The 26,480-nt window shown below is 62.5% G+C and carries 21 protein-coding genes; 12 read left to right on the top strand and 9 right to left on the bottom strand.

The genetic code is table 11. The features are described 5' to 3' along the window. The first annotated feature begins 36 nt into the window (after positions 1 to 36). The 4 genes from B5526_RS21010 to B5526_RS20995 all read left to right on the top strand — a co-directional run bounded on the left by B5526_RS21010 (position 37) and on the right by B5526_RS20995 (position 5,857). Positions 37 to 2,379, top strand: a complete 2,343-nt coding sequence (locus tag B5526_RS21010) for a xanthine dehydrogenase family protein molybdopterin-binding subunit (RefSeq protein ID WP_079541206.1) — start codon at positions 37 to 39, stop codon at positions 2,377 to 2,379. Between the two features lie 14 nt (positions 2,380 to 2,393). After that, positions 2,394 to 3,194: an FAD binding domain-containing protein gene (locus B5526_RS21005; protein ID WP_079541204.1), complete on the top strand. Its 801-nt coding sequence runs from the start codon at positions 2,394 to 2,396 to the stop codon at positions 3,192 to 3,194. 154 nt (positions 3,195 to 3,348) lie between these two features. Then, entirely contained in the window at positions 3,349 to 4,710 is a 1,362-nt protein-coding gene (locus tag B5526_RS21000) for an LLM class flavin-dependent oxidoreductase (RefSeq protein ID WP_079541202.1), read from the top strand. A gap of 34 nt (positions 4,711 to 4,744) precedes the next feature. Continuing rightward, the gene (locus B5526_RS20995; protein WP_079541200.1) at positions 4,745 to 5,857 is read left to right on the top strand and encodes a CaiB/BaiF CoA transferase family protein; all 1,113 of its coding nucleotides are present in this window, start codon (positions 4,745 to 4,747) and stop codon (positions 5,855 to 5,857) included. Between the two features lie 130 nt (positions 5,858 to 5,987). Here B5526_RS20995 and hppD read toward each other — a convergent pair whose 3' ends face one another. Next, entirely contained in the window at positions 5,988 to 7,103 is a 1,116-nt protein-coding gene (gene hppD / locus B5526_RS20990; RefSeq protein WP_079541197.1) for a 4-hydroxyphenylpyruvate dioxygenase, read from the bottom strand. A 120-nt stretch (positions 7,104 to 7,223) separates the two neighbouring features. Between hppD and B5526_RS20985 the strand changes: the two genes are divergently transcribed. After that, positions 7,224 to 7,700, top strand: coding sequence for an Lrp/AsnC family transcriptional regulator (locus tag B5526_RS20985; protein WP_079541195.1), 477 nt, complete (start codon positions 7,224 to 7,226; stop codon positions 7,698 to 7,700). A 261-nt stretch (positions 7,701 to 7,961) separates the two neighbouring features. Then, positions 7,962 to 8,273, top strand: a complete 312-nt coding sequence (locus B5526_RS20980) for a DUF1272 domain-containing protein (RefSeq protein ID WP_079541193.1) — start codon at positions 7,962 to 7,964, stop codon at positions 8,271 to 8,273. A 98-nt stretch (positions 8,274 to 8,371) separates the two neighbouring features. On the opposite strand, the gene fahA is transcribed toward B5526_RS20980, so the two are convergent. The 5 genes from fahA to B5526_RS20955 all read right to left on the bottom strand — a co-directional run bounded on the left by fahA (position 8,372) and on the right by B5526_RS20955 (position 14,189). Then, positions 8,372 to 9,643, bottom strand: a complete 1,272-nt coding sequence (gene fahA, locus B5526_RS20975; RefSeq protein WP_079541191.1) for a fumarylacetoacetase — start codon at positions 9,641 to 9,643, stop codon at positions 8,372 to 8,374. A gap of 165 nt (positions 9,644 to 9,808) precedes the next feature. Beyond that, positions 9,809 to 11,155 carry a homogentisate 1,2-dioxygenase gene (gene hmgA / locus B5526_RS20970; RefSeq protein WP_079541189.1) on the bottom strand — a complete coding sequence of 449 codons (1,347 nt, stop codon included), beginning with the start codon at positions 11,153 to 11,155 and terminating at the stop codon, positions 9,809 to 9,811. Positions 11,156 to 11,157: 2 nt separating this feature from the next. Continuing rightward, entirely contained in the window at positions 11,158 to 12,114 is a 957-nt protein-coding gene (locus tag B5526_RS20965) for an MBL fold metallo-hydrolase (protein WP_079541187.1), read from the bottom strand. A 198-nt stretch (positions 12,115 to 12,312) separates the two neighbouring features. Further along, entirely contained in the window at positions 12,313 to 12,543 is a 231-nt protein-coding gene (locus B5526_RS20960; protein WP_079541185.1) for a DUF2783 domain-containing protein, read from the bottom strand. 11 nt (positions 12,544 to 12,554) lie between these two features. Beyond that, a complete protein-coding gene (locus B5526_RS20955) occupies positions 12,555 to 14,189 on the bottom strand; it encodes an FAD-dependent oxidoreductase (protein WP_079541183.1) in 1,635 nt (544 codons plus the stop codon). A 164-nt stretch (positions 14,190 to 14,353) separates the two neighbouring features. Between B5526_RS20955 and B5526_RS20950 the strand changes: the two genes are divergently transcribed. Beyond that, on the top strand, positions 14,354 to 14,839 hold the full coding sequence (locus B5526_RS20950) for a MarR family winged helix-turn-helix transcriptional regulator (RefSeq protein WP_433994592.1): 486 nt from the start codon (positions 14,354 to 14,356) through the stop codon (positions 14,837 to 14,839). 228 nt (positions 14,840 to 15,067) lie between these two features. Here the strand turns inward: B5526_RS20950 and B5526_RS20945 are convergent, their stop codons facing one another. Further along, on the bottom strand, positions 15,068 to 15,412 hold the full coding sequence (locus B5526_RS20945) for a RidA family protein (RefSeq protein ID WP_079541180.1): 345 nt from the start codon (positions 15,410 to 15,412) through the stop codon (positions 15,068 to 15,070). Beyond that, positions 15,409 to 16,221, bottom strand: a complete 813-nt coding sequence (locus B5526_RS20940; RefSeq protein ID WP_079541178.1) for an N-acyl homoserine lactonase family protein — start codon at positions 16,219 to 16,221, stop codon at positions 15,409 to 15,411. The genes B5526_RS20945 and B5526_RS20940 overlap by 4 nt, the downstream gene beginning before the upstream one ends. A gap of 483 nt (positions 16,222 to 16,704) precedes the next feature. On the opposite strand from B5526_RS20940, the gene B5526_RS20935 reads away from it, so the two are divergent. The 4 genes from B5526_RS20935 (at position 16,705) to B5526_RS20920 (ending at position 23,315) form a co-directional block, all read left to right on the top strand. Continuing rightward, complete coding sequence (locus B5526_RS20935; RefSeq protein ID WP_079541176.1) at positions 16,705 to 18,189, top strand: caspase family protein; 1,485 nt, start codon at positions 16,705 to 16,707, stop codon at positions 18,187 to 18,189. Positions 18,190 to 18,343: 154 nt separating this feature from the next. Continuing rightward, positions 18,344 to 19,003 carry an OmpA family protein gene (locus tag B5526_RS20930; protein WP_079541174.1) on the top strand — a complete coding sequence of 220 codons (660 nt, stop codon included), beginning with the start codon at positions 18,344 to 18,346 and terminating at the stop codon, positions 19,001 to 19,003. 218 nt (positions 19,004 to 19,221) lie between these two features. Continuing rightward, a complete protein-coding gene (locus B5526_RS20925) occupies positions 19,222 to 20,157 on the top strand; it encodes an efflux RND transporter periplasmic adaptor subunit (protein ID WP_079541172.1) in 936 nt (311 codons plus the stop codon). Continuing rightward, complete coding sequence (locus B5526_RS20920; RefSeq protein WP_079541170.1) at positions 20,157 to 23,315, top strand: efflux RND transporter permease subunit; 3,159 nt, start codon at positions 20,157 to 20,159, stop codon at positions 23,313 to 23,315. Before B5526_RS20925 ends, B5526_RS20920 begins: the two co-directional genes overlap by 1 nt. A gap of 106 nt (positions 23,316 to 23,421) precedes the next feature. Here B5526_RS20920 and B5526_RS20915 read toward each other — a convergent pair whose 3' ends face one another. Next, positions 23,422 to 24,096, bottom strand: coding sequence for a Crp/Fnr family transcriptional regulator (locus B5526_RS20915; RefSeq protein ID WP_079541168.1), 675 nt, complete (start codon positions 24,094 to 24,096; stop codon positions 23,422 to 23,424). Between the two features lie 249 nt (positions 24,097 to 24,345). Between B5526_RS20915 and B5526_RS20910 the strand changes: the two genes are divergently transcribed. After that, entirely contained in the window at positions 24,346 to 26,370 is a 2,025-nt protein-coding gene (locus B5526_RS20910; protein WP_079541166.1) for an AsmA family protein, read from the top strand. Positions 26,371 to 26,480: the final 110 nt, after the last annotated feature.

Raw genomic sequence — 26,480 nt, 5'->3', positions numbered from 1 at the left:
AATGGCGGACAACAAACTCCGGTAGGGAGAACGGACATGGGCGTTGAAGGCATTGGCGCAAGCGTGGTGCGCAAGGAAGACCGGCGTTTTATCACAGGCAAGGGCCGCTACGTCGATGACATCAAATTGCAGGGCATGACCTATGCCCATTTCATCCGAAGCCCCCACGCCCATGCGAAAGTAAAGAGCATCGATTCGTCGGCGGCGATGAAAATGCCCGGCGTGGTCGGCGTGCTCACGGGCAAAGAGATCGTCGATGACAAGGTCGGCAATTTGATTTGCGGCTGGGCGATCACCTCAAAGGACGGCACGCCGATGAAGATGGGCGCGTGGCCGGCGATGGCGCCGGAGACGGTGCGCTTCGTTGGCCAAGCGGTCGCGGTCGTGATCGCGGAGACCAAAAACCAGGCCAAGGATGCGGCGGAAGCCGTGGTCGTCACTTACGAAGAGCTCCCGGCCGCGGCGGACATTCGCGCCGCGATCAAGCCGGGCGCGCCGCAGCTGCACCCGGAAGCACCTGGCAACGTGGTCTATGACTGGGCGCTCGGCGATGAAGCTACCGTCAAGGACGCCTTTGCGAAGGCGGCCAACATCGTCACCCTCGAACTCACCAATAACCGCCTGGTGCCGAATGCGATGGAGCCGCGCTCGGCGATCGCGGAGTATAACGAAGCCGAAGAGCATTTTACGCTCTACACGACGTCGCAGAATCCGCATGTCGCGCGCCTCGTATTGTCGGCGTTCTACAATATCGCGCAGGAGCACAAGCTGCGGGTGATCGCGCCCGATGTCGGCGGCGGTTTTGGCTCCAAGATCTACATTTACCCCGAGGAAATGGTCGCCCTGTGGGCGTCGAAGAAAGTGCGTCGTCCCGTCAAATGGACCGGCGACCGCACCGAGGCCTTCCTCACCGACGCGCATGGCCGCGACCACGTCTCGAAGGCGGAGATGGCGTTCGACAAGGACAACAAGATTTTGGGCTTGCGGGTGAAAACCCACGCCAATTTCGGCGCCTATATGTCGCTGTTTTCGTCCGCGGTGCCGACCTATCTCTATGTCACGCTGCTGTCGGGCCAGTATGTCATCCCGGCGATCTATGCAGAGGTGATGGGCGTCTATACCAACACCACGCCGGTCGATGCCTATCGCGGCGCGGGCCGGCCCGAAGCGAGCTATCTGGTCGAGCGGATGATGGAGACCGCGGCGCGGCAATTGAAGGTCGACCCGGGCGAACTGCGCCGCAAGAATTTTATCACCCAATTCCCCTATCAGACGCCGGTCATCATGGCCTATGACATCGGCGATTTCGGCGCCTCGCTCGATGCGGCGTTGAAGGCGATCGATTACGCCGGCTTCCCCGCGCGCAAGGCAAAGGCGAAGTCGGAAGGCAAGCTGCGCGGCATCGGCTTCTCCTGCTATATCGAGGCCTGCGGCATCGCGCCCTCGAAAGCGGTCGGCAGCCTAGGCGCCGGCGTAGGCCTTTGGGAATCCGCGGAGGTCCGCGTCAATCCGGTGGGCACCATCGAGGTCCTCACGGGGTCGCACAGCCACGGCCAGGGCCATGAGACGACATTCGCGCAACTGATCTCCGAACGTCTCGGCGTTCCCATCAGCCAGGTACAGATCGTCCATGGCGACACCGACAAGGTGCAGTTCGGCATGGGTACCTACGGCTCGCGCTCGATCGCGGTCGGCGGCACCGCCATCGTCAAGGCGATGGAGAAGGTCGAGGCCAAGGCCAAGAAGATCGCCTCGCATCTATTGGAAGCGTCCGAGGGCGACATCGTCATCGAGAACGGCGAGTTCAAGGTCACCGGCACCGACAAGTCGATCGCGCTGCCGATGGTCGCGCTCGCCGCCTATACCGCGCACAATCTGCCCGACGGCATGGAGCCGGGGTTGAAGGAAACCGCGTTCTACGACCCCACCAACTTCACCTTCCCGGCCGGTGCCTATATCTGCGAACTGGAAGTCGATTCCGCGACCGGCAAGACTTCGTTCGTCAACTTCGTGGCGGCGGACGATTTTGGGCGGCTGATCAACCCGATGATCGTCGAAGGCCAGGTCCATGGCGGCCTCGCCCAAGGCATCGGCCAGGCGCTGCTGGAAGGCGCGGTTTATGACTCTAACGGTCAGCTCGTGACCGCGTCGTTCATGGATTACACCATGCCGCGCGCCGACGATCTGCCGTCGTTCAAATTAAACCACACCCCGACGCTGTGTCCGGGCAATCCGCTCGGCGTCAAGGGCTGCGGCGAAGCCGGCGCGATCGGCGCATCTGCTGCCGTCATCAACGCCATCACGGACGCCATCGGCAACAACAAGCTTGAGATGCCGGCGACACCCGACCGGGTGTGGCGCGCCATTCACGCCGCTTAAGAGGGAGCATAGCCATGTACGCAACGACCTATCATCGCCCCTCCTCCGTCGACGAAGCCGCGGCGTTATTTTCCAAGGGCAAAGAGGCAAAATATCTCGCCGGCGGCCACACGCTGATCCCTGTGATGAAGCAGCGGCTGGCGTCGCCCTCCGACGTGATCGATCTCTGCAAGATCAAGGAGCTGATCGGCATCGAGGTTTCCGTTGACGCGGTGACCATCAAGGCGGCGACGCCGCATTACGACGTCGCCACCAACGCGGCGGCGCAAAAGGCGATCCCCGCGCTCACTTACCTTGTCTCGCTGATCGGCGATCCCGCCGTGCGCTATCGGGGCACCATCGGCGGCTCGCTCGCCAACAACGATCCCGCCGCGGATTATCCGGCGGCGGTGCTGGCGCTCGGCGCCACCGTCAAGACCAACAAGCGCAGCATCGCGGCCGATGATTTCTTCAAGGGCCTGTTCTCAACGGCGCTGGCCGACGGCGAGATCATCACCGCCGTGTCGTTCCCTGTTCCGGCCAAAGCGGGCTATTCCAAATTCCCGCATCCGGCGTCGCGTTTTGCGCTCACCGGCGTGTTCGTCGCCAAGACAAAATCGGGCGATGTCCGTGCGGCGGCCACCGGCGCGTCTTCATCCGGTGTGATGCGCCTGCCGGCGATCGAGGCGGCGCTGAAGGCCAACTGGTCGGCGGCCGCGCTCAGCAGCATCGCAATTTCCTCAAGCGGGCTCTTGAGCGATCTGCAGGGAACGGCGGACTATCGCGCCAACCTGATCAAGGTGATGGCACAGCGCGCCGTGACTGCGGCCGGCTGATAGCGCCTAAACGCAAGTTGCTGGACGCGGCGTGCTAGCCATGCGCGCCGCTCTGCATTTAGCCCGTATTCTCCCCAAAAGGTGCTTGCCACCCTCTCCCGAAGGCGAGACAATTTAGCTAATCAGCTAATTAACAAGTTCCCCGGGAGCGCCCATGAAATTTGGCATTTTCTACGAGCATCAACTGCCGCGGCCGTGGCACGAGGGCGACGAGCATAGGCTGTTCCAGGAGGCGCTCGACCAGGTCGAACTCGCAGATAGACTCGGCATCGATTACGCCTGGGAAGTCGAGCATCATTTTCTCGAGGAATATTCGCACTCCTCCGCGCCCGAGATTTTTCTCGCGGCGTGCTCGCAGCGCACCAAAAATATCCGTCTCGGCCACGGCATCTGCCTGATGCCGCCGAAATATAATCACCCCGCCCGCGTCGCCGAGCGCATCGCGACCCTCGACCTCGTCTCCAACGGCCGCGTCGAATTCGGCACCGGCGAAAGCGCCTCGGTGATGGAGCTCGGCGGCTTCAATGTCGGCTTCGATCCGGTCGAGAAGCGGCGGATGTGGAAAGAGGGCGTCGAGCAATGCGCCGACATGATGGTGATGGACCCCTATCCCGGCTTCAAGGGCGAGTTCTTCGAGATGCCGTGCCGCAACGTGGTGCCGAAGCCGGTGCAGAAGCCGCACCCGCCGCTGTGGGTCGCCTGCTCCAACCGCGAGACCATCAAGATGGCGGCGCGTCACGGCATCGGCGCGCTGACGTTTTCCTTCGTCGATCCGCGCGAGGCGCGGCAATGGGTCGATGACTACTACCGCATCTTCAAGGAGGAATGCGTGCCGATCGGGCATGCGGTCAATCCCAACGTCGCCATGGTGACCGGCTTCTCACTCCATCCAGACGAGATGGAGGCGCGCCGCCGCGGCGAGGACGGATTGCGGTTCTTCCGCTACGGCCTGGCGCATCATTACGTGTTCGGCGAGCACCGGCCGGGGCGCACCGACATCTGGGCCAATTTCGAAAAGGCGCGCCATGCGCTGCCGGAAGCTGGCGCCGAGCACGGCATCGGCACGCCGGATCAATTGCGGACCCATCTGCGGCATTTCGAGGAGTCAGGCGTCGACCAGACCGTGTTCATCCAGCAGGGCGGCCGCAACCGGCATCAGCATATCTGCGAAGCGCTAGAACTGTTCGCCAAGGATGTGATGCCGGAATTCCGGCAACGCGAAATCGAGCGGGAAAAGCGCAAGCAGGAAGAACTCGCGCCTTACATCGAAAAAGCGATGCGGCGCAAGCAATCGACAGGATCGATGCGTGACGAGGAGATTCCGGTCTTCATCGCTCTCGGCCGCAAGATCGCCGAGGAAGGCACCGGCACCGAACGCCAGAAGCAAAACGCGAAGCTTTGGGCAGACGCCGCCAAGGTCACCTTGAGCGACCCCGGACGCCACGGGGCCGAGACTTCCATGAGCAAGACTTCCGCGAGCAAGACTCCCGCGAACAAGACTTCCGCAACGTCATAGTTTTTACGCCTCTCATTTCAACGGGAATAACAACGTGCTCGACAAATCAGCCCCGCATTCCGCGACCCAAACTTCCGGCCCGCTCGCCGGTTTTCGTATCATCGAATTCGCCGGCATCGGACCGGGCCCGTTCGCCTGCATGATGCTGGCGGACATGGGCGCGGAGGTGGTCACGCTCGACCGCGTCGGCGCCAGGAAAAATCTCAAATCGGTGGCGGGGCGGGGGCGAAAGGTCGTCGAGCTCGATCTGAAGGACACGGCTTCAATCGCGCAGGTGCTGGATTTGCTTGGCCATGCCGACGCGCTGATCGAGGGCTTTCGGCCCGGCGTGATGGAGCGGCTGGGGCTCGGGCCCGATGTGGTGCTGGCGCGCAACCCGCGACTTGTTTACGGCCGCATGACCGGGTGGGGCCAGGAAGGCCCGCTGGCGCAGGCCGCCGGCCACGACATCAACTATATCTCGGTGACCGGCGCGCTGGCGGCGATCGGGCCAAAGGAGCGGCCGGTGCCGCCGCTCAATCTGGTCGGCGATTTCGGCGGCGGCGCGCTCTATCTGGTGGTCGGCGTCCTCGCCGCGCTGCTGGAAGCATCGAGATCGGGCAAGGGACAGGTCGTCGATGCCGCGATGTGCGACGGGGCGGCATCGCTGCTCTCGATGTTTTTCGACATGGCGGCGGCAGGGCGATGGACCGACCAGCGCGAGAGCAATTTTCTCGACGGCGGCGCGCATTTTTACGGCGTCTACGAATGCGCCTGCGGCCGGTTCGTCTCGATCGGCTCGATCGAGCCGCAATTTTACGCGTTGCTGCGCCAGCACGCGGGGCTGACGGAAGCCGATTTCGACGCGCAGATGGACCGCAAGGCGTGGCCCGCGCTCAAGCAAAAATTGGTGGACGTCTTCAAGACAAAAACGCGCGACGAGTGGTGCAACATCATGGAAGGCACCGACATCTGCTTCGCGCCGGTCCTGACCATGAAGGAAGCGCCGCAGCATCCGCACATGGCGGCGCGGAATATCTTTGTCGAGCGCCACGGCGTGACGCAACCGGCACCGGCGCCACGCTTCTCGCGAACGCCGTCAGCGATCCGTGAGGCGGAGACGGCGGATATTGCGGCGCTGACGCGGGAGTGGAAGGGGACGAGATAAGCCTCTTCGTCATGGCCGGGCTTGACCCGGCCATCCACGTCTTCCTTTGCATCAACGCGCAAGAACGTGGATGCCCGGGACAAGCCCGGGCATGACGGTGGAATATAGCGCCGGCAATTCAATCAATCTGTTACGCCGCGTCCACCTTCAGCACACCGCGCCGGATCTGATCTTCCTCGATCGATTCGAACAGCGCTTTAAAGTTGCCTTCGCCAAAACCGTCGTCGCCCTTGCGCTGGATGAATTCGAAGAAGATCGGTCCGATCGCATTCGCGGAGAAAATCTGCAACAGCACTTTGGTCTGGCCGCCATCGACCACGCCTTCGCCGTCGATCAGGATGCCGTCGCGCTTGAGGCGCGCGACGTCTTCGCCATGCTTCGGCAGACGCGCGTCGATCTTCTCGAAATAGGTATCCGGCGGCGACGGCATGAACGGCAGGCCGACCTCCCGCAAACCCTCGACTGTGCGACAGATGTCCTTGACGCCGCAGGCGATGTGCTGGATGCCCTCGCCGCGATAGACGCTGAGATATTCTTCGATCTGGCCGGAATCCCCTGCGTCCTCGTTGATCGGAATCCGGATTTTGCCGTCGGGGCTGGTCAGCGCTCGCGAGAACAGGCCGGAGGCGCGGCCTTCGACATCGAAGAAACGAATCTGGCGGAAGTTGAACAGCTTTTTGTAAAAGGAAGTCCAGACATCCATGCGGCCGCGATGGACGTTGTGGGTGAGGTGATCGAGATAAAAAAGCCCGGCGCCCTCGGGCCGCGGGTTCTTGGCACCCAGCCACTCGAATTCGGCATCATACGCCGAGCCCTTGGCGCCGTAGCGATCGACGAAATACAGGAGACTGCCGCCGATGCCCTTGATGGCGGGAACATCGAGCGTCTTTTGCGCGGCGGGGATATCAGCGGCTTCCGCGCCGAGAGACAGCGCGCGCGCATAGGCCGCCTTGGCATCGACCACCCGAAACGCCATCGACGGCGCGCACGGTCCGTGTGCGGCGACAAAGGCAAAACCGTGGCTGCCGGGTTCTTCGTTGACGAGATAATTGATGTCGCCCTGGCGGTAGAGCGTGATGTTCTTGGTCTTGTGGCGCGCGACGGGCGCAAAACCCATCAGCGTGAACAGCGCGTGCAGCGCTTCGGGATTGCGATGGGCGTATTCGACAAACTCGAAACCATCGGTGCCCATCGGATTGTCGGCGCTGATGGTTGCCGGCGGCGCGTCGTGCGGAAATGGACCCATGGCTGTCTCCTTGAATCTGCCGGCGTGGATTCTCCGCCAATTAATCCACAAAGTGCATGCAAAACGGCTCATGCTTTGCCATAATCATGCACACTTTGTGCACAAAACGGCATTTTACGCATGATCCCGGTAGACGCCTTCGACCTCAAAATCCTCAGCGCGCTGCAGGATGACGGCCGCCTGACCAATCAGCAACTGGCTGAGGCCGTCGGCCTGTCGGCATCGCAATGCTCGCGCCGGCGGATGCGGCTGGAGGACGAGAAGGTGATTTCGGGCTATCACGCTGATCTGGCCAGCGAAGCGCTCGGCTTCAATGTCATCGCCTTTATCCACATCACGCTCGCGACCCACTCACCCGACAACGCCAAACGGTTCCGCGCGCTGGTTGGCCGCGTCGACGATATCCAGGAGGCCTATTCGCTGACCGGTGATGCCGACTATCTCCTGAAGGCCGTGCTGCGCGACCTCAAAAGCCTGTCCGACATCGTCAACAACGTGTTGATGCCGCACCAGAGCGTCGCCCATGTGCGCTCCTCGATCGTGCTGGACCGGCTGAAGGAGAGTTCAAAACTGCCGCTGAAGGGGATGCGGACTTGACACCTCGCCCCGCTTGCGGGGAGAGCACAGGCCGCCTTCGGCGGCCGTTCTCAAAAAAGAACGCCGAAGCGAAGCTTCGGCTACCGCGTAGCGCCGGGTGAGGGGGACTATCCGCGAGTCCGAGTGCGCGGAGAGTCCCCCTCACCCCGACCCTCCCCCGCAAGCGGGGCGAGGGAGAAGTGGCCGAAATCGAGGGATATCTGTCATTCGAATCGGTCGGTTGATTTGCAATGATCTGCCCTCCACCGCGACGAGACCACCATGGCGCTGCAACTTCGGCCGAACTGCGAATATTGCGACAAGGACCTGCCGCCGAACGCGACGGACGCGCGCATCTGCACGTATGAGTGCACCTTCTGCGCGGATTGCGTCGAGACCAAATTGCACAATGTCTGTCCAAACTGCGGCGGCGGCTTTGCGCCACGGCCGATCCGCCCCGCAAGAGAATGGCGGCCGGGATTATCGGTCGAGAAACGGCCGCCGTCGCACAAGCGCGTGCATTTGTCTTACAGTCTGGACGATATCGCGGCGCATTCGGCGCGGATCAAGGAAATTCCGCCGGAGGAGCGCTGACTTTCTCCACATCGTCATTCCGGGATGGTCCGAAGGACCAGACCCGGAATGACGAGATTCCGGGTTCGATGCTTCGCATCGCCCCGGAATGACGGCATTCATTCCGCCGGCAAAATCGTCCCTTCAAGCTCGCCAAAACCGACGCGAAAACCGTCGCCCTGGCACCAGCCGCGCATCACAAGCGAATCGCCGTCCTCGAGGAAGGTGCGTTTCAGCCCGCCGGGCAAATCGAGCGGCTCGGTGCCGTTCCAGCTGATCTCAAGCAGACTGCCGCGCTGGCTTTTCTCGGGGCCGGAGATGGTGCCGCTCCCTAAGAGATCGCCGACATTCATGGCGCAGCCGGAGGAAGCGTGATGCACGAGCTGCTGCACTGACGACCAGTACATGTATTTGAAATTGGTACGGCAGATGCGCTGCCCCTCGTTCACGGGCGCGGCGCGTAGGCTGACATCGAGGGTGAGATCGTAATTGTTCGGATGCGTCTGCTGTAAATACGGCAGCGGCACCGGATCCTGCTCGGGTCCATGAACGCGGAACGGCTCCAGCGCCTCAGAGGTGACGATCCAGGGGCTGATCGAGGTCGCAAACGCCTTGGCCTGGAACGGGCCGAGCGGCACATATTCCCATTGCTGGATGTCGCGCGCGCTCCAGTCATTCAGCAGCACAAAGCCGAAGATCATCTTCTCCGCCCGGCTCTCGTCGAGCATCTCGCCCATCGCCGACGGCTGCCCGATCACGACGCCCATCTCCAGCTCGAAATCAAGCCGTTTACATGGGCCGAAACTCGGCACCTCCGCGTTCGGCGGTTTTAGCTGCCCGCGCGGCCGGCGCACTTTTGTCCCCGACACCACGACGGTCGACGCGCGGCCATTATAGCCGATCGGCATATAGAGCCAGTTCGGCTGCAGCGCATTGTCCTTGCCGCGAAACATCACGCCGACATTGGTGGCGTGCTCTTTCGAGGAGTAGAAATCGGTATAGCCGGAGACCGCGATCGGCAGATGCAGTTTTGCGTCCCTGATCGGCACCAGGGCGCGGGCCCGCAGCTCGTCATTGTCGCGCAGCTCCGGATGATCGTGCCGCAGCAACTCGCTGATCCGCGCGCGGGTCTGCGACCACACTTTTGGGCCCAGCGCCATGAAGGGATTGAGCGACGGGCCTGCGAAAATGCCGAGCGGGCCGACACCGAGCCTGGAGTCCTGCTCGAGTTCCCAGAGATCGAGCACGAAATCGCCGATCGCGACGCCAACGCGCGGGGCAAGGCCATCCTTCGACGAGAACACGCCGTAGGGGAGATTCTGGATCGGGAAGTCGGAGGTGGGATCGACCGGGATGAAGGAACGGAGCGAGGGATCGTTGGGGTGGGGCACAGACTTTCTCCGGTTAAATGATCGTCATGGCCGGGCATAGCCGTCCGAAGGACGGCGTCGCTTCCGCTCGCCTATGTCCCGGCCATCCACGACTTCGCTTCAAGCCGCAAGACGTGGATGCCCGGGACAAGCCCGGGCATGACGGATGGAGGGCGGCGCGAAATCTCACGGCCTATTCGGATCGAACCGTTTTTCGAGTCCCTTCCAGCAATCCGAATAATCATCCTGCAGCGTCGGCGAGTTCGCCGCATGCGCGGTGACGCGCTGCGGGTACCGCGTCTCGAACATGAAGGCCATGGTGCCGGTCAGCCTGACCGGTTTCAGTTCGCTATTGCTGGCGTGATCGAAGGCCTCGCGGTCGGGGCCATGCGGCAGCATGCAATTGTGCAGGGAGATGCCGCCCGGGGTGAACCCTTGCGGCTTGGCGTCGTAGACGCCGTAGATCAGACCCATGAACTCCGACATGATGTTCATGTGATACCAGGGCGGTCGAAACGTGTTTTCCGCCACAAGCCAGCGCTCCGGGAAAATCACAAAGTCGATGTTCGCGGTGCCGGCGGTTTCCGAAGGCGAAGTCAGCACGGTGAAAATCGACGGATCGGGATGATCGAAGCTGATGGCGCCGACCGGCGAGAAGGTTCGAAGATCGTATTTATACGGCGCGTAATTGCCGTGCCAGGCCACCACATCGATCGGCGAATGCGGCAGCGTGGTCTTGAACAACGAGCCGCCCCATTTCACGAACAGCTCGGTCGGCGTGTCCTTATCCTCGTAGGCTGCAACCGGCGTCAAGAAATCGCGCGCATTGGCGAGGCAATTAGCGCCGATCGGACCGCGCTCCGGCAGCGTGAAGGCGCCGCCGTAATTCTCGCAAAGATAAGCGCGCGCCGGGCCTGACGTAATCTCGACGCGGAATTTTACCCCGCGCGGGATCACGACAATCTCGCCGGGCTGGGCGTCGATCCGGCCGAACTCGGTGACAAAACGCAGATTGCCCTGCTGCGGCACGAACAGCATCTCGCCATCGGCATTGTAAAAATGCTGATCGACCATCGATTTCGTGATCAGCACGACATGCGCGGCCATGCCGGCCTGGGTATTGACGTCGCCCGCCGTGGTCATGGTCTGCACGCCCTGTAGGAACGTCTTATCATCCTTTGGGATCGGCGCGGGATTCCAGCGCAGTTGCGCGATCGGCAGATCGACTTCGTGGCACGGCGCGGAACGCCACAGCCCGGCGTCGACTTTCGCAAAGCGGCCGGAGTGTTTGACCGAGGGCCGGATGCGATAGAGCCAGGAGCGCTCATTGCTGCCGCGCGGCGCCGTGAACGGCGAGCCGGAGAGTTGCTCGGCATAAAGTCCGTAAGCCGCGCGCTGCGGCGAGTTGCGCCCGATCGGCAGCGCGCCGGGTAGCGCCTCGGTCTCAAAGCTGTTGCCGAAGCCGGACATGTAGCCCGGCGTGATATTGACGGAGCTCCTGGAGATCACATCAGGCTGAGTGTTGATATTCATGGTCATCCTCCTCCTTGCAGGGCGGCCCACATTTCCCGGTCACGCTTGTCGGTCCAGATCACGGGGTCGTCGATCCCGGAAGCCTCGTCGAACGCGCGCGAGACATTGAACGGCAGGCAGTGCTCGTAAATCGCAAACTTTTGGAACTTTGGATCCATCACTTCACGCGTCGCCGCCATCGTTTCCTTGAGGTTACGGCCCTTTGCTACCGCCGTCTCCGCGGCGCCATAGAGCGAGGTGACAAAATCCCGGGTCATCGCGATCGCTTCGCGCCCCGTGGCAATGCCCTTGAGCGCATCGCCGCGGCCGGGCGCGATCGCCTTGGGATTGAAGGCGCGAATTTCGTTCAAGGTCGCCGGCCATTCGCGCAAATGCGCATCGCCGCAATAGCAGGCGGAATGATATTCGATCAGATCGCCGGAAAACATCACCTCCGCGTCCGGCACCCAGGCGACGATATCGCCCGACGTATGCCCGGCGCCGAGCTGCATCAACCGCACCTCGCGCTTTCCGAGATAGATCGACATCTCGCCCTCAAAAGTCAGCGTCGGCCAGGTCAGGCCCGGGATGCTCTCCGCGTCCTGGAACAATCGCGGAAAGCGGCCATATTCGGAATCCCAATCCTGCTGTCCGCGCTCTTCGACCAGTCGGTAGGTCTCCTGCGACGCGATCACGGCTTGCGCCTTGTAGGCGGACGCGCCGAGCACGCGTACCGCGTGATAATGCGACAGTACGACATATTTGATCGGCTTGTCGGTAACGGTACGCACCCGCTCGATCACTTTATTCGCCATCGCAGGCGTCGCCTGCGCGTCAAACACCAGGCAGCCATCGTCGCCGACGATGACAGCCGAATTGGGATCGCCCTCGGCGGTGAAGGCATAGAGATCGGTGCCGATTTCGGAGAAGGTGATTTTCTTCTCCGCCATATCGGTGGTCGATGCGAAACCTTTTGTCATTCGTTCATTCCCTTGCGATCACTCTCATCCTCGTCATTGCGAGGAGCCCTTGCGACGACTTGTCCGCCGTAGCTCCATGAGCGAAGGCGGAAGCAATCCAGCTTTGCTCTGGCTCGATGGATTGCTTCGCGGAGCCTGTCATCGGGCGCGCGTTCGCGCGACGCGTTGGCTCGCAATGACGGCATAGGCATGTTCACCCTATTGTTGCTGTTGTTGTTGCTGCTGCTGGTCCGCCTCCACCACCCGTCGCTTGGCGAGCACAATCGCTTCGCGCAGCACGTCGAGATCGCCGATATGATTGGCGAGGATCAACACCAGGGCGGCGTCGAGTTCGGCGCTTTGTTCCTCGGAGAGTCCGCGATGCGCCTCGACGACCGCGCGGAACGCATCGTCCGGCTTTGCAAAATTCGATGAGGTAGACAGCGCCATCTTGTAAAACCTCAGTTGATTCCTGCGGCCCGCGCCAATGCGGCGTCGAGCGCGGCTCTTGTCGGCTGCCGGAAACGTGCGGCGACATAGCCGTCGGGCCGCAACAGATAGGCCGTGCCGGGTTCGGCATCGTAGCGCGTGCCGGCTAGCCCTGCGGAATCGACAAAACCATCGTTGCCGCCGATACGGATCACGCCGACGTCGTCGGGCACATCCACCGCAACGCCGTTGCAAAACTCGACCAGCGTGAACCGCGTTCCCGCCTTGACGAAGGCATCCGTCAAATAGGTCGTATCCCCGGTGCGCCCGGCAATCGGCGCATCCAGCATCGAAGCGCCGGGCCGCGGGCCGCCGCGCCAGGCGTCGCAATCATCCGTCGAGAGCGGCGAGTCATAGACCGAGGGAACCGAGAGCCGTCCGCCATTGATCATGCGCTTGCCGAATTCGGTTTCCTTGGCAAGCGACAGCACCGCCTTGCGCAACCGCGCCTCCTGGCGCGAGCTTGGGGCCATGAAATCGGTCGAGCGGGTCGATTCCCGGATATTTTCGTCCGCCGCCGCGCTGCGCTCTACGTGATAGCTCTCGAGCAGCGCCTCCGGCGAGGTTTTCCGCAGCACGCGGTCGAGCTTCCACACCAGGTTCTCGGCGTCTTCCAGGCCGGAATTAGCGCCCCGGGCGCCGAACGGCGAAACCTGATGGGCGGCATCGCCGGCAAAGATCACGCGGCCATGAATGAATTTATCCATCCGGCGGCACTGGAATTTGTACAGCGAGATCCATTCGAACTCGAATTTTTCATGGCCCAGCATGCGCGCGATCCGTGGCCGCACGTTCTCCGGCCGCTTCTCGACCACAGGGTCCGCATCCCGATTGAGCTGCAGATCGATGCGCCAGATATCGTCCGGTTGTCTATGCAGGAGCGCCGAGCGTCCGGTGTGGAACGGCGGATCGAACCAGAACCAGCGCTCGGTCGGAAATTCCGCGCTCATCCGGACATCGGCGATCAGGAACTGATCCTCGAACACTTTTCCTGAAAATTCCGCGCCGACCATTTGCCGCAGCGACGACCGCGCGCCGTCGCAGGCGATAACGTAGGTCGCGCGCAGGAGGTAAGGCCCGTCCGGCGTCTCGATCGTCAGCACCACGTGGTCGTTGCGCTGCTCGAGCCCCGTCACCTTGTTGCGCCAGCGCAGGTCGATTTCGGAAAATTCCTGGACGCGTTCCACCAGATAGGCTTCGGCATAGAATTGCTGCAGGTTGATGAAGGCCGGCCGCTTGTGGCCGTCCTCCGGCAGCAAGTTGAACTGATACAGCAGCGAGGCGCCGTGGAAGATCTTGCCGACGCTCCACACCACGCCCTTGTCGACCATGCGCTGTCCTGCGCCGAGCCGGTCCCAATATTCCAGCGAGCGTTTTGAGAAGCAGATGGCGCGCGAACCCTCGCCGATCCGGTCGGCGTCATCGAGCAACACCACGCTTTGGCCGCGCTGCGCCAGATCAATCGCAAGCGATAGCCCGACCGGGCCCGCGCCGACCACGGCGACGGCATGCCACGCCGCATCGCCTTCCGCCCTCGCCTGATCGGCGTGGCGGCGGTAGCCAAACTGGACTTTGGACGGCTGCGCCATTTCGGACTGCTGCGCCATGGACTTAACCTTGCGACTAGCCAAGGGACCGCGACCGGCCTAAGATAGTCGCATCTGCAACTATCTAAACGCCAGCCGCGTTGCGGCGTCAACTCAATTTGGAGCGATTTTTGCCAAAAGCGGTTTTAAGCGAAATAGGGAGCGGTTCGCGTGAAGAAGCCGCGGTGAAAAAGCGCTCCAGGCTGGACCTGTTCAGATTCGTGCCGTTCCGCCTGAACCGGTTGGCGGCCGAGGTCTCCTCCGCCCTTTCCAGCGAATATCAGGCGCGGTACGGGCTCGATATTCCGGAATGGCGGGTGCTGGCGACGCTCGGTTTCCGCAACGATGCGTGCAGCGCGCAATACATCGCCTATTGCACCCGGACCCACAAATCCACCATCAGCCGCGCCGTCACCGCGCTGATGGACCGGCAATTGGTGGAGCGCGTCGAGAACGAAGACGACCGCCGCGAATACCGCCTGCGCCTGACGCGCAAGGGCAAGGCGCTCTACGAGGAACTGATCCCGCGCCTGTTGCGGCGGGAGCAGGAAATTCTTTCGTGCCTTTCGGCGCAGGAGCGGCGGGATTTTGCGATGCTGCTCGGCAAGATCGAGAAGAGTCTTGATCTCGTGCAGACGAGCAGGGAAGCGGATGCGAAAGAGGCGTATTGATTGTTCGTCATGGCCGGGCGTTGTCCCGGCCATCCACGTCTTTGCTGCCGTTACGAAGGAAGAAAGACGTGGATGCCCGGGACAAGCCCGGGCATGACGAGCTTACGATTAAGCCCCCGTCATTCCGGGGCGCGCGCAGCGCGAACCTCAGATGTGCAATTGCACATCGGGGAATCTCGAGATTCCGGGTTCGACGCTTCGCGTCGCCCCGGAATGACCGCAAGGCGGTCACTTCGCCGCCGTCACCACGATCTCCACAATATGCGGCGGTTCGAGTTCAACGCCGATGCAGGCGCGCATGGGTGGATTTTTGGTGTCGACCCACTCGTCCCAGGCGCGGTTCATCTCGGCCTTCCGCTTCATATCGGCGATATAGACGATGGCCGTGAGGATCTTGCTCTTGTCCGAGCCGCACAGCTTAAGGCTCTCGTCGATGCGCGCGAGCGCCTTGACGCTCTGCTCGTACATCGAGGCGGTGACGGGATCGGGCGCTACCGCCACGGTGAACACGAGATCGTCGTGAACGACAGCGCGGCTGCGGGTCGGCGTGAGGCCGGGAAAGCGGCTGATCATGGCTTGCCCCCAAATGAGCGCGACGGCGGCAGATGCAGCGCATAGGCGTCGACCTTGTCGCTGGCGCGCGGGTAAATCTCGGTCACGATCGGATCGTGCCCGGGAATGATGCGGTCGGGATCGCCGGCGAGACGTTCGACGATTTCCCAGCCCACGCACATATCGCCGACATTATAGACGATCGGAAACGGACTGCGGCGATGCATGTTGGCGTAATAATGCGAGGCATCCGAGGCCAGCACCACCGGTCCCCGCGCGGTCTCGACCCGCACCACCTGCAGCCCGTCGGAATGACCGCCGACCCGATGCAGCGTCACGCCCGGCGCGACCTCGCCGTCGCCATTGTGAAACGTCACCCGCTCGCTATAGACATGGCGCACCATCAGCGTGACATGCTCGACCGAGAACGGATGCCGCAGCGTCCCAAAACACATGCAGCGCCCGGTGGCGTAGCTCATCTCACGGTCCTGCAGATGAAAGCGCGCGTTCGGAAACAGGTCGAGATTGCCGGCGTGGTCGTAATGCAGATGGGTGACGACGACGTCCTTGATCGTCTCAGCCGGTACACCGAAGCGCGCCAGCGCCTCGACCGGGTTGAGCGTCAGTTTGCGGCTTCGCAATTGCGCTTCGGCCGCGTTGAAACCGGTATCGACCAGAATATCGCGGCCGTGGCCACGGATCAGCCAGACGAAATAATCGAGGTCCTGCGCCGTGGTCTCATGCGGATCCGGCACCAGGAAATTCAGCTGCGGCGTGCGCGGCGACATTGTCGCGTAGCGGATGGCGTAGATTGCGTAGACGTTTCCCATAGGTCACACTTCTTCTTGGTTGCAACATTTTTCGTGTCGTCCGCAGCAAGCCATCCCGGTCCGCAAAGGTCAAACCCTCGCGCCGGTTCCGGATAGACCGAGACCATTCCCGAACGCATTGGCCCGAAAATGCAATGACGATTCTCAATGTGAGCTACATCACATTTCGAAAACGACCTTAAGAAAAAATATCCGCAGCCTCTCGCGCGCCGCCGATCAACGCCACGTTGTGCTGGTTCGCTGCGCCGATGCGCGTGCATGGGCTCGTTCGCAGATACCTGGGCGGGAGATTCCGGATGCACTTCGCCGCGCAGGATTTGGCAGGATTTGAAAGTTTTGTTGCGGTTAATTGACGCGCTTAACCGCGGGCCTTGTTGATGGTTGACAGGGCTTGCGGGCCCGGTTTGATAATGGGGTTTGCGTAGAGTAAGGTCGCCGAGGCGCAAGCTGGGATCGGCGCCCTGTTGGCTGGACCGCCGTGAAATGAGACTTCGCCTCTTATTGCTTGTGACCTCGATTTTGTCGGTCGCGATTTTTTCGGTCGCGCCTGTCGTTCCCTGCTTTGCGGCGGCGGACCGGTTTGCGCTGGTGATCGGTAACGCGAAATATCCCGACGCCGATGCGCCGCTCAAAGAACCCATCAATGACGCCCGCGACGTCGCCGACGAACTCAAGCGCGACGGATTCAACGTCGAGGTCGGCGAAAACATGACCGGCGATGCGATGCATCGCGCCTTCGACAAGCTCTACGGACGGATCAAACCGGGCTCGGTGGTGCTGATTTTCTTTAGCGGCTTTGGCGTCCAGTCCGGCCGCCAAAGCTACATGATCCCGGTCGACGCGCAGATCTGGACCGAACCGGATGTTCGGCGCGATGGCTTCGGCCTGGAGTCGGTGCTGGGCGAAATCAACAATCGCGGCGCGGGCGTCAAGATCGCCCTGATCGATGCCTCGAGGCGCAACCCGTTCGAGCGGCGGTTCCGCAGCTTTTCCGCGGGTTTGGCGCCCGTGATCGCACCGAATGGTACGCTGGTGATGTATTCGGCGGCGCTGTCTTCGGTCATCTCCGACAATGGCGGCGATCACAGCCTGTTCGTGCAGGAGCTCTTGAAGGAAATTCGCGTCCCCGACCTGATGGCCGAAGAGACGCTCAACCGCACCCGCCTCGGCGTCACCCGCGCCTCGCGCAGCGAGCAGGTGCCGTGGATTTCGTCGTCTCTCGCCGAAGACTTTTCGTTCATCCCGGGCACCGGCAATCGGCCGCCTTCGCCTCAACCGCTGCCTGCGCCTGCTCCGGGCCCGGTGGCGAATTTGCCTCAATCGCCTTCGCCGGCCCCGGCTCCTCTGCCGCCCCCACGCGTCGACCCGCTGCCGTTGCCGCCGCCCCCACCGCCGCCAAAGGTCGAAATCCTGCCGCCGCCTGCCGCCGACCAGTCGACGGACAAGAAAGACGAGACGGTGCTTGCGCTGGCCGACGACCCGACGATCAAGAGCCTGACCGCAAAACTCGCCGAAAACCCCGACGATCAGAACGCGCTTTATCGGCGCGGGCAGGTCTATGCCAGTAAAGGTGCTTATAGCCTCGCGATCCGGGACTTCGACGACACCATCCGGCTCAACCCGAAGGATGTCGAGGCCTACAACAACCGCTGCTGGGCGCGCACGGTGATCGGCGACCTGCAGGCTGCCTTGAAGGATTGCAACGAGGCGCTTCGGCTGCGCCCGAACTTCGTCGATGCCCTGGACAGCCGTGGCCTGGTCAACCTCAAAAGCGGGCTGGCCAAGAATGCGATTGCCGATTTTGACGCCGCGCTGAAGATCAACCCGCGATTGACGTCGTCGCTGTACGGGCGGGGCCTTGCCAAGCAGCGCAATGGCTCGATTTCTGAGGGCGAACTGGATATAAACAACGCCAAGGCCATGGATCCGAATATTGTCAAGGAATTCGCCAGTTACGGGGTGCGTTGACGATTATTTGAGTTGACGGGTGAGGTGTCCTCGAACCCCCGGGGCGCCGCCAGAGACAAACAAGGTAGCTTAAGCAAGGCCGCGACCGATTTTTTTAAGCGGTCGTTTTGCAAATTGATTTGGAACCGCGCGGGCAGCGCAGGAGGGACTGGCAATGTCGAAAAAGTCTGGAAGGGGAAGTTTTGCCGCTATCCTTTCGCTACTGACGATCGGCGCAGCACTTTCCTTTGGCGTGGCAACGGCCGTCGCCGGGGATGTCACCGAGGATCAGATCGTCAAGGCGCTGGCGCCGCCCAAGAAGCCGCTGACCCGCGGCCTGTCGGTTGGGCCGCAGCAGGTCGATCCGGCCGTGAGCGCCGAGGAAGGGCGTTTTGTCCAGCAAATCCGCGGCCGGTCGACGCGCTCGCTTTCATCGACCGAGCGCGAGGAAATCGCCACCATCGTCAAGGACAAGCCGAAAATCGATCTGGAAATCAACTTCGACTACAACTCGGCCGATATCAGCACAAAGTCCATGCCTTCCGTCCAGGCGCTGGGACGGGCGCTTACCAATCCCGACCTGAAGGGCTCGACCTTCGTGGTCGCCGGTCACACCGACGCCGCCGGCGGCGAAGCCTACAACCAGGATCTCTCCGAGCGGCGTGCCGACTCGATCAAGAAATATCTGGTCGACAAATACGGTATTGCCGGAAGCGACCTCGTGACGGTCGGTTACGGCAAGAGCAAGCTCAAGGACGCGGATAACCCGCTCTCGGAAGTCAACCGCCGGGTGCAGGTCGTCAATATGGAAAACAAGGCGACGGCGTCCAAGTAAAGCCCTCTCGTGGCACCGTCCAAGCTTCTGCAGCTCCCACGCGTCCCGCAGCCCTGCGGGACGCTTATTCATTTCCCGGGCGATCTGCTTTTTTCCCGTCATTGCGACGAATTAACCCGGCTCTTGCTTTCGCCTGTCCGGATTGCTTCGCTTGCGCCCGCAATGACGGTATAAAGGCACTTATCGTATTTCCCGCGTAGGTCTGGACTGATCCGGCGATGATATTCTCCGAATACCTCAAGCCTGCAATGGCAGTGGTTTTCCTCGCTGCCCTGGGTGGCGGATGGTACTGGTTTGAGCACCGTCCTCACCCCGAGGAAAAGGAAACGCCGAGCAACGCGCTGGTCGTTGTGACAAAGTCCACCAATGCGTGTTTCTCCGATCTGGTGCGGGTCACCGGGTTCATCGTGCCGCGCCGGGAAGCGGTGGTCGGGGTCGATCAGGAGGGATCGAAGGTTTCGGAGGTCTTGGTCCGCGAAGGCGATTTGGTCACCGACAATCAGGAACTGGCGCGGCTGACCCCGCCCCCGGCGCAGCCCGGCGCCCAATCCCAACAAGGCGGCGGAAGGCCGCCCCCCACATCGCTGCGCGCGCCGGCGCCCGGCCTCGTCACCGAGGTCAGGACCATCGCCGGTGCGCCGGCCTCGCCGCAGGCCGGGCCGATGTTCCGGATTTCGGTCAACAATGAAATCGAGCTGGACGCACAGGTTCCGAGCGTCCACATGCTCAAGCTCAATCCGGGAGCGACCGCACGGATCAGCCGGGACAACGGGCCGGACCTTCCCGGACGCGTCAGGCTGATTTCGCCGCAGATCGATCGCCCAACCCAGCTCGGCCATGTCAGGATCACGCTGACCAACAACCCGACGCTCAAGGTCGGAATGTTTGCCCGCGCCAATATCGACGCCAAGCGCAGTTGCGGGGTCGCGATCCCCCATACCGCCATTGACCATCTGACAGTTCAGGTGGTCAAAGGAGATACGGTTGAGACGCGAAAGGTTCGGGTCGGACTGGTGTCCGACACGAGCACGGAAATCCTGGAAGGCCTCGACGTCGGCGAAGTCGTCGTGGCCGACGCCGGCTCTTCGCTGCACGACGGCGACAAGATCAAGACGACGTTCGCCGAGGACCTTGATCGCACGCGGGTACGCTGATGGCACTCAATATCTCGGCATGGTCGATCCGAAATCCGCTGCCCTCCGTCGTGTTTTCGATCATCCTGTTGGTGCTCGGCTGGGTCAGTTTTACCAAGCTCGCGGTGACGCGGCTGCCGTCGGCCGACATTCCGGTCATCTCGGTTGCGGTATCGCAATTCGGCGCCGCGCCGGCCGAACTTGAATCGCAAGTCACCAAGACGATCGAAGACGGCGTCTCCGGCGTCGAAGGCGTGCGGCATATTTCTTCCTCGATCACCGACGGGTTGTCGGTGACGACGATCCAGTTCGCGCTCGAGACCAACACCGACCGGGCGCTCAACGACGTCAAGGACGCCGTCACGCGCGTCCGCGCCAATTTGCCGCAAAACGTCACCGAGCCCTTGATCCAGCGGGTCGACGTGATCGGCCTGCCGATCGTCACTTATGCGGCGATCTCGCCCGGCAAGACGCCGGAGCAATTGTCCTACTTCGTCGACGACGTGGTCAAACGCGCGCTGCAGGGCGTGCGCGGCGTCGCCCAGGTCGAGCGTATCGGCGGTGTCGAGCGCGAGATTCTGGTCTCGCTCGATCCCGATCGGCTGCAGGCTGCGGGGCTCACCGCCGTCAATGTCAGCCAGAGCCTGCGCGGCACCAATGTCGATCTCGCCGGCGGCCGCGCCGAGATCGGCAAGAACGACCAGGCGATCCGCACGCTCGCCGGCGCCAAGACGCTGAACGATCTCGCCGGCACCATGATTCCGCTATTCGGCGGCGGCGAGGTGCGCCTCGACGATCTCGGCACCGTCACCGATACCATCGCCGATCGCCGGACCTTTGCGCGTTTCAACGGCGAGCCGGTGGTTGCGCTCGGCATCAAACGTTCCAAAGGCGCCAGCGACGTGGTGGTCGCGGGCCTTGTGCAGAAGCGGATCGACGCGCTCAAAGTCGCCTATCCCGATGTCGATCTGAAACTGATCGACACCTCGGTGGAGTTCACAAAAGGCAATTACGAAGCCGCGATCTCGACCCTGTTCGAAGGCGCCATTCTCGCCGTCATTATCGTGCTGCTGTTCCTGCGCGATATCCGCGCCACCATCATCGCCGCGATCTCGCTGCCATTGTCGATCTTCCCGGCGTTCTGGGCGATGGACATTCTGGGATTCTCGCTGAACCTGGTCAGCTTCCTCGCGATTACGCTGTCCACCGGTATTCTGGTCGACGACGCTATCGTCGAGATCGAGAATATCGTGCGCCACATGCGTATGGGCAAATCGCCTTATCGCGCGGCGCTCGAGGCCGCCGACGAAATCGGTCTCGCGGTGATCGCGATCTCACTGACCATCATCGCGATCTTCGCGCCCGCAAGTTTCATGTCCGGCATCGCCGGGCAGTTCTTCAAGCAATTCGGCATCACGGTGTCGGTGCAGGTGTTCTTCTCGCTGCTCGCCGCCCGCTTCGTCACGCCGGTGCTGGCCGCCTATTTCCTGAAAGATCATGCGCATGACGACCCGCCGCCGGGGCGCGTGCTGAAGGGCTATACAAGGCTCGTGACCTGGTCGGTGCATCATTACTTCATCACCGTGCTGATCGGCTTCGGCATCTTCGCCGCCTCGATCTGGAGCATCACGCTGTTGCCCCAGGGCTTCTTGCCGGCGCAGGACACCGCGCGCTCGCTGCTCGCGATGGAGCTGCCGCCGGGCTCGCAGCTCGCCTTTACCGAGAAGACCACCGAAGAGATCGTCGCGCGCCTGCGCAAGCGTCCCGAGGTCAGAAGCGTGTTCGTCGACGGCGGAAGGGTGCCGCCGGGAACCTTTGAGGTGCGCCGCGCGGCGTTGATCATCAATTACACGCCGAAGACCGAGCGCAAGATCACCCAGCGCGAACTCGAACTCGCGATCAGCCAGGAACTGGAGAACGTCCCCGATATCCGGTTCTGGTTCCTCGACGAAAACGGCCTGCGCGCCATCTCGCTGGTCGTCACCGGCGTCGACAGCAACATCGTCAGCAACGTTGCGAGCGAACTCGCGACCCAGATGAAGCGAATTCCGTTGATTGCCAATGTGATTTCCGAGACCTCGCTCGACCGGCCCGAATTGCGGATCCAGCCGCGGGCGGATCTGGCGGCGCGGCTCGGCGTTTCCACCGAAAGCCTGTCGCAGACCATCCGCGTCGCCACCATCGGCGACGTCGGTCCGGCGCTGGCGAAATTCGACGCCGGCGACCGCCTTGTGCCGATCCGCGTCCAGCTCGAAGACGCCGCGCGCGGCGATCTCTCGTTGCTCGAGCAGTTGCGCGTTCCCTTGGGCGAGCACGGCGAAAAGGGCGGCGTGCCGCTGTCGGTCATCGCCGACATCAAACTCGACCAGGGCCCGACCAGCATCAACCGCTATGACCGCGAACGGCAGGCAACGGTCGCGGCCGATCTCGTCGGCACCGCGGCGCTCGGCGACGCCACCAAGAAAATCTACGACCTGCCGGTCATGAAGAGCCTGCCGAAAGGCGTCAAGGTGAGCCCGTCGGGCGACGCCGAAAGCCTGAACGAATTGTCGGCGGGCTTTGCCACCGCCATCACCTCCGGCCTGATGATGGTCTATGCGGTGCTGGTGCTATTGTTCGGAACCTTCCTGCAGCCGATCACCATCCTGTTCTCGCTGCCGCTGTCGATCGGCGGCGCGATCGCCGCGTTGCTGGTGACCGGCAAGCAGCTGACGACGCCGGTCTGGATCGGCATCCTGATGCTGATGGGCATCGTCACCAAGAACGCCATCATGCTGGTGGAATTCGCGGTCGAATCGATTCGCGAAGGCAAGCCGCGGGATGAAGCCATCATCGACGCCGGCATGAAGCGCGCCCGCCCGATCGTGATGACCACGATCGCGATGGCCGCCGGCATGATGCCCTCGGCGCTGGCATTCGGCGCCGGCGGCGAATTCCGCTCGCCGATGGCGCTCGCGGTGATCGGCGGCCTGGTGTTCTCGACCGTCTTGTCTCTCGTGTTCGTGCCGGCGATGTTCATGATGATGGACGACGTCGGCGCGCTGTTCTGGCGTTTCGGGAAGAAGCTCGTGGTCTCGCACGGGGAGAGCGAGGATGCGCCGGCTGGACATGGTGCGCATCCGCCGGCCGAACATAAGCCGCAGCCGCCCTCGATCGTGCACTCGCCTGCGGCTGAGTAGGTAGTGCAGAGCTCGGTTAATCTGGATAGCGGCGAGGACCGCCGCCGCTACGACTGATTCAAGCGAAGCCGGTTCGCATGGACGGGAAGCGCGGATCTGACCGCCCTCACTCGTTCCGTGCCACCGCCGTCAGCTTGGTCATGTTCTGCAGCAATATGCGGCCGCGCTGTAAATCCAAAATGCCGTCTTTCCGCCAGAGCTGCAGTTGGCGGTTGACGCTTTCGCGCGCGGCGCCGACGAAGATGCCGAGTTGCTCCTGGGAGATGTGCACCTCGGAGCCGTAATCGGAAGCCAGTGCACACAGCCTTCGCGCCAGGCGTATGGGTAATGGCTGCAGCATGGATTCCTCCATCCGCTCGCTCTGCCAGCGGATGCGCTGGCACAACAGCTGGATGATCTTGATCGCGACCTTCGGCTCGCGCTCGAGATGCGAAAGGAAATCCTCCCGCCGCAGCACGAACAATTCGGTAGGCTCGCCCGCGGTCGCATCCGCGGTGCGGCTCTGGCCGTCGAGGACGGCGACCTCGCCGAAGAGATCGCCGGGACCCATGAAATTCAGGGTCAGGCGGCTGCCGTCGGAAGCCCCGGTCTCGATCCGGATCTGCCCGCGGCGGACCCCGAACAGGGCGTCGCCGGGATCGCCCTTTTGGAACAGCATCTCGCCGACGCCGAGATTCTGGGTGTGGCAAAGGCCGGAAATCCGCTGCAATTCGTCGGAGCCTAGGTCCGCGAACATCGGATTCATTTTCAAAATGACCGCAAATTCGGCCTGTTTGCTCATTGCAATGCCTTCCTTGGGAACTAGGCTCGAACCGGAGCCAGATCAAAATCGTCAAATGGGTGGTCTTGCAAAATGCCGTCCGGAGAAGTGTGCCATAAGTCACATAAGTTTGCAGCACCCCGGACTATTTTTAGCTCCTTTGAGCGGCCTCCCCTTCCGGGATAAGCTTAAGGGAAAAGGCCACGCCCTGATATGGCCCGAGATGGCGCGGCTGAGATCGAAGCCGCTTGCCCGGTTTGGAAATTCGTCATGAGAGCACTGAAATTCGCAGGCGCCGCCGTCGCTGCCGTCATCGTTATCGCCGCGTTGCTTCTGATCATCGGGGTGCCGTCCGGCTTCCTGACCTCGCAAATACAGGACCGGGTCGAGCGCGAAACCGGCTACCGGCTGACGATTAAGGGCGGGACCAAAATCGGCCTGTGGCCGACGCTGAACGTGACCTTGAACGACCTGACGCTGCAGGACCCCAAGGACCGCGACACCAGCAACCGCCTGACGATCGGCAGCGTGCAGGCCGATATCACGCTGAACAGCATTTGGTCGGGCAAGCCGAAAATCACCGAACTCAAGATCGTCCATCCGGTCCTGTATCGCCCGTTGCTGCGCGAGCGTGATCAATTGCCCAATGCTTCTTCGAGATCGACAAAGTCCGGCACCTCTGACGGCGATAATGTCACGATCGATCGCATGACCGTCACCGATGGTGGCGTGGTGCTCTCCAATCTGCACGACCGCGTGGAAAATCACATCGACGGCATCAATGCCGATGTCCGGATCGGCGCCGACCGTCACGTCAAGATCACCGGCAGCGCGCGTGCCGGCGAGCATCCGCTGAAATTCGACATCAAGGCGACCGCGCCGGCCGCGCCGCTGGAGCGGCAGAATATTCCCCTCGAGCTCACGCTGGATGCGCCCGGCTCGCTCGATGCCCCGCTGACGGCGAAGGCCGAGGTCCGCCTCAACGGCGCCATCGTGATGATCAACGGCGTCACCGGAACGCTCGGCGATGCGACGTTCAATGGCTGGGCCTCGGTCGACATGGCGAGCAAGCCACTGGTCAAGCTCGATCTCGATTTCCAGCGCCTCGACATTGCAATGTCCAAGGCGCCCGCCGATCAGTCCGGCTCGCAGGGTTCGCAACCCTGGAGCAACGCCACGATCGATCTCAACGGCATGAACTATGTCGACGCCCAGGTCAGGATTTCCGCCGCCGAGCTCAATATCGGGCAAGCGCGCTTCGCACCGGCCGCGATCGACGCGACCCTTGCCGGCGGCGTGCTGAAATGCGGTTTTCCGAACCTTGCGGCCTATGGCGGCCAGGTCAACGGCCAGTTCCTGATCGATGCCACCACCGGCAACCCGGGCTTTGCGATGGCGAGCGACATTGTCGGCGTGCGCGCGCTGCCGCTTTTGCAGAGTGCGGCGGATTTCGACAAGCTCGACGGCAAGATGCAGGCGAAGATCAGCGTGCGTTCTTACGGCATGAGCCAGCGCGCCATCATGTCGAACCTCAACGGCACCGTGTTCGCCAATTTCCAGGACGGCACCATCCGCGGCCTCAACGTGGCGCAGATGGTCCGTAACCTGACCGCCAGCACGCTGTCCGGATGGCAGGAGGGCAAGGAGCAGGTGACTGATCTCTCCCAGCTCTCGGCCTCGTTTCGGATCGACAAGGGCCAGGCCGTCACGACTGACCTCAACCTGGTCGGGCCGCTGGTGCGGATGACGGGGACAGGAACCATCGATCTCGGCACCAAGCAACTGGCGTTTCGGGTCGAGCCAAAACTCGTGATGACAACCGAGGGCCAGGGCCGCGCGTCCGATCCGCTCGGGCTCGGCATTCCCGTGATGATCGAGGGCCCGTGGGCACAGCCGCGGATCTATCCGGATATGGCGGGCATTTTGGATAATCCGGATGCGGCGTACGCAAAACTGAAGGAGATGGGCAAGGGGCTGTTCGGCGCCAATGGCGGCGGTCTTGGCGGCCTCGGCGGATTGGTGAACGGATTGGGCGGCGGCGGAGCGGGCGGGAACAGCGCCGGCACTGGCGGCGGACAGGGCGATCAGCTCGGCAAGCTCGGCGAGACACTGGGCAACCTGTTCCAGCAGGGAATGAGCCGCGGCCGCGGCATTCCAACGCAAACGCCTCCGACTGAGGCTCCCGCCGCATCGGCCCCGCCACCGGCGCAGGCGCCGAACGATCCGGCCCCGCCGCCGGCGCAGCAGGACAGCCAGCCCATGAACGACGTGCTGCGACAGTTGTTTAACCGCTGAGCGGTCTGAGCTTATCACGCGCACTACCACTGCCGCTGCGGAGACACCCCCACCCCGACCCTCCCCCGCAAAGGGCGGGAGAGGGAGGGATAGGGCCCAGCAAGCTGCTT

This window comes from Bradyrhizobium lablabi (genome assembly GCF_900141755.1).
Taxonomy (GTDB): Bacteria; Pseudomonadota; Alphaproteobacteria; order Rhizobiales; family Xanthobacteraceae; genus Bradyrhizobium; species Bradyrhizobium lablabi_A.
This window is presented reverse-complemented; position numbering and strand designations above follow the sequence as displayed.

Excerpts from the sequence above, each read along its gene's own strand:
- B5526_RS20935 (WP_079541176.1), top strand. The coding sequence starts at position 16,705 with ATGAGACTTCGCCTCTTATTGCTTGTGACCTCGATTTTGTCGGTCGCG.
- B5526_RS21000 (WP_079541202.1), top strand. The coding sequence starts at position 3,349 with ATGAAATTTGGCATTTTCTACGAGCATCAACTGCCGCGGCCGTGGCAC.
- B5526_RS20965 (WP_079541187.1), bottom strand. The coding sequence starts at position 12,114 with ATGACAAAAGGTTTCGCATCGACCACCGATATGGCGGAGAAGAAAATC.
- B5526_RS20910 (WP_079541166.1), top strand. The coding sequence starts at position 24,346 with ATGAGAGCACTGAAATTCGCAGGCGCCGCCGTCGCTGCCGTCATCGTT.
- B5526_RS20955 (WP_079541183.1), bottom strand. The coding sequence starts at position 14,189 with ATGGCGCAGCAGTCCGAAATGGCGCAGCCGTCCAAAGTCCAGTTTGGC.
- B5526_RS20930 (WP_079541174.1), top strand. The coding sequence starts at position 18,344 with ATGTCGAAAAAGTCTGGAAGGGGAAGTTTTGCCGCTATCCTTTCGCTA.
- B5526_RS20915 (WP_079541168.1), bottom strand. The coding sequence starts at position 24,096 with ATGAGCAAACAGGCCGAATTTGCGGTCATTTTGAAAATGAATCCGATG.
- hppD (WP_079541197.1), bottom strand. The coding sequence starts at position 7,103 with ATGGGTCCATTTCCGCACGACGCGCCGCCGGCAACCATCAGCGCCGAC.
- B5526_RS20980 (WP_079541193.1), top strand. The coding sequence starts at position 7,962 with ATGGCGCTGCAACTTCGGCCGAACTGCGAATATTGCGACAAGGACCTG.
- B5526_RS20940 (WP_079541178.1), bottom strand. The coding sequence starts at position 16,221 with ATGGGAAACGTCTACGCAATCTACGCCATCCGCTACGCGACAATGTCG.
- B5526_RS21010 (WP_079541206.1), top strand. The coding sequence starts at position 37 with ATGGGCGTTGAAGGCATTGGCGCAAGCGTGGTGCGCAAGGAAGACCGG.
- B5526_RS20945 (WP_079541180.1), bottom strand. The coding sequence starts at position 15,412 with ATGATCAGCCGCTTTCCCGGCCTCACGCCGACCCGCAGCCGCGCTGTC.
- B5526_RS21005 (WP_079541204.1), top strand. The coding sequence starts at position 2,394 with ATGTACGCAACGACCTATCATCGCCCCTCCTCCGTCGACGAAGCCGCG.
- B5526_RS20920 (WP_079541170.1), top strand. The coding sequence starts at position 20,157 with ATGGCACTCAATATCTCGGCATGGTCGATCCGAAATCCGCTGCCCTCC.
- hmgA (WP_079541189.1), bottom strand. The coding sequence starts at position 11,155 with ATGAATATCAACACTCAGCCTGATGTGATCTCCAGGAGCTCCGTCAAT.
- B5526_RS20960 (WP_079541185.1), bottom strand. The coding sequence starts at position 12,543 with ATGGCGCTGTCTACCTCATCGAATTTTGCAAAGCCGGACGATGCGTTC.
- B5526_RS20985 (WP_079541195.1), top strand. The coding sequence starts at position 7,224 with ATGATCCCGGTAGACGCCTTCGACCTCAAAATCCTCAGCGCGCTGCAG.
- B5526_RS20925 (WP_079541172.1), top strand. The coding sequence starts at position 19,222 with ATGATATTCTCCGAATACCTCAAGCCTGCAATGGCAGTGGTTTTCCTC.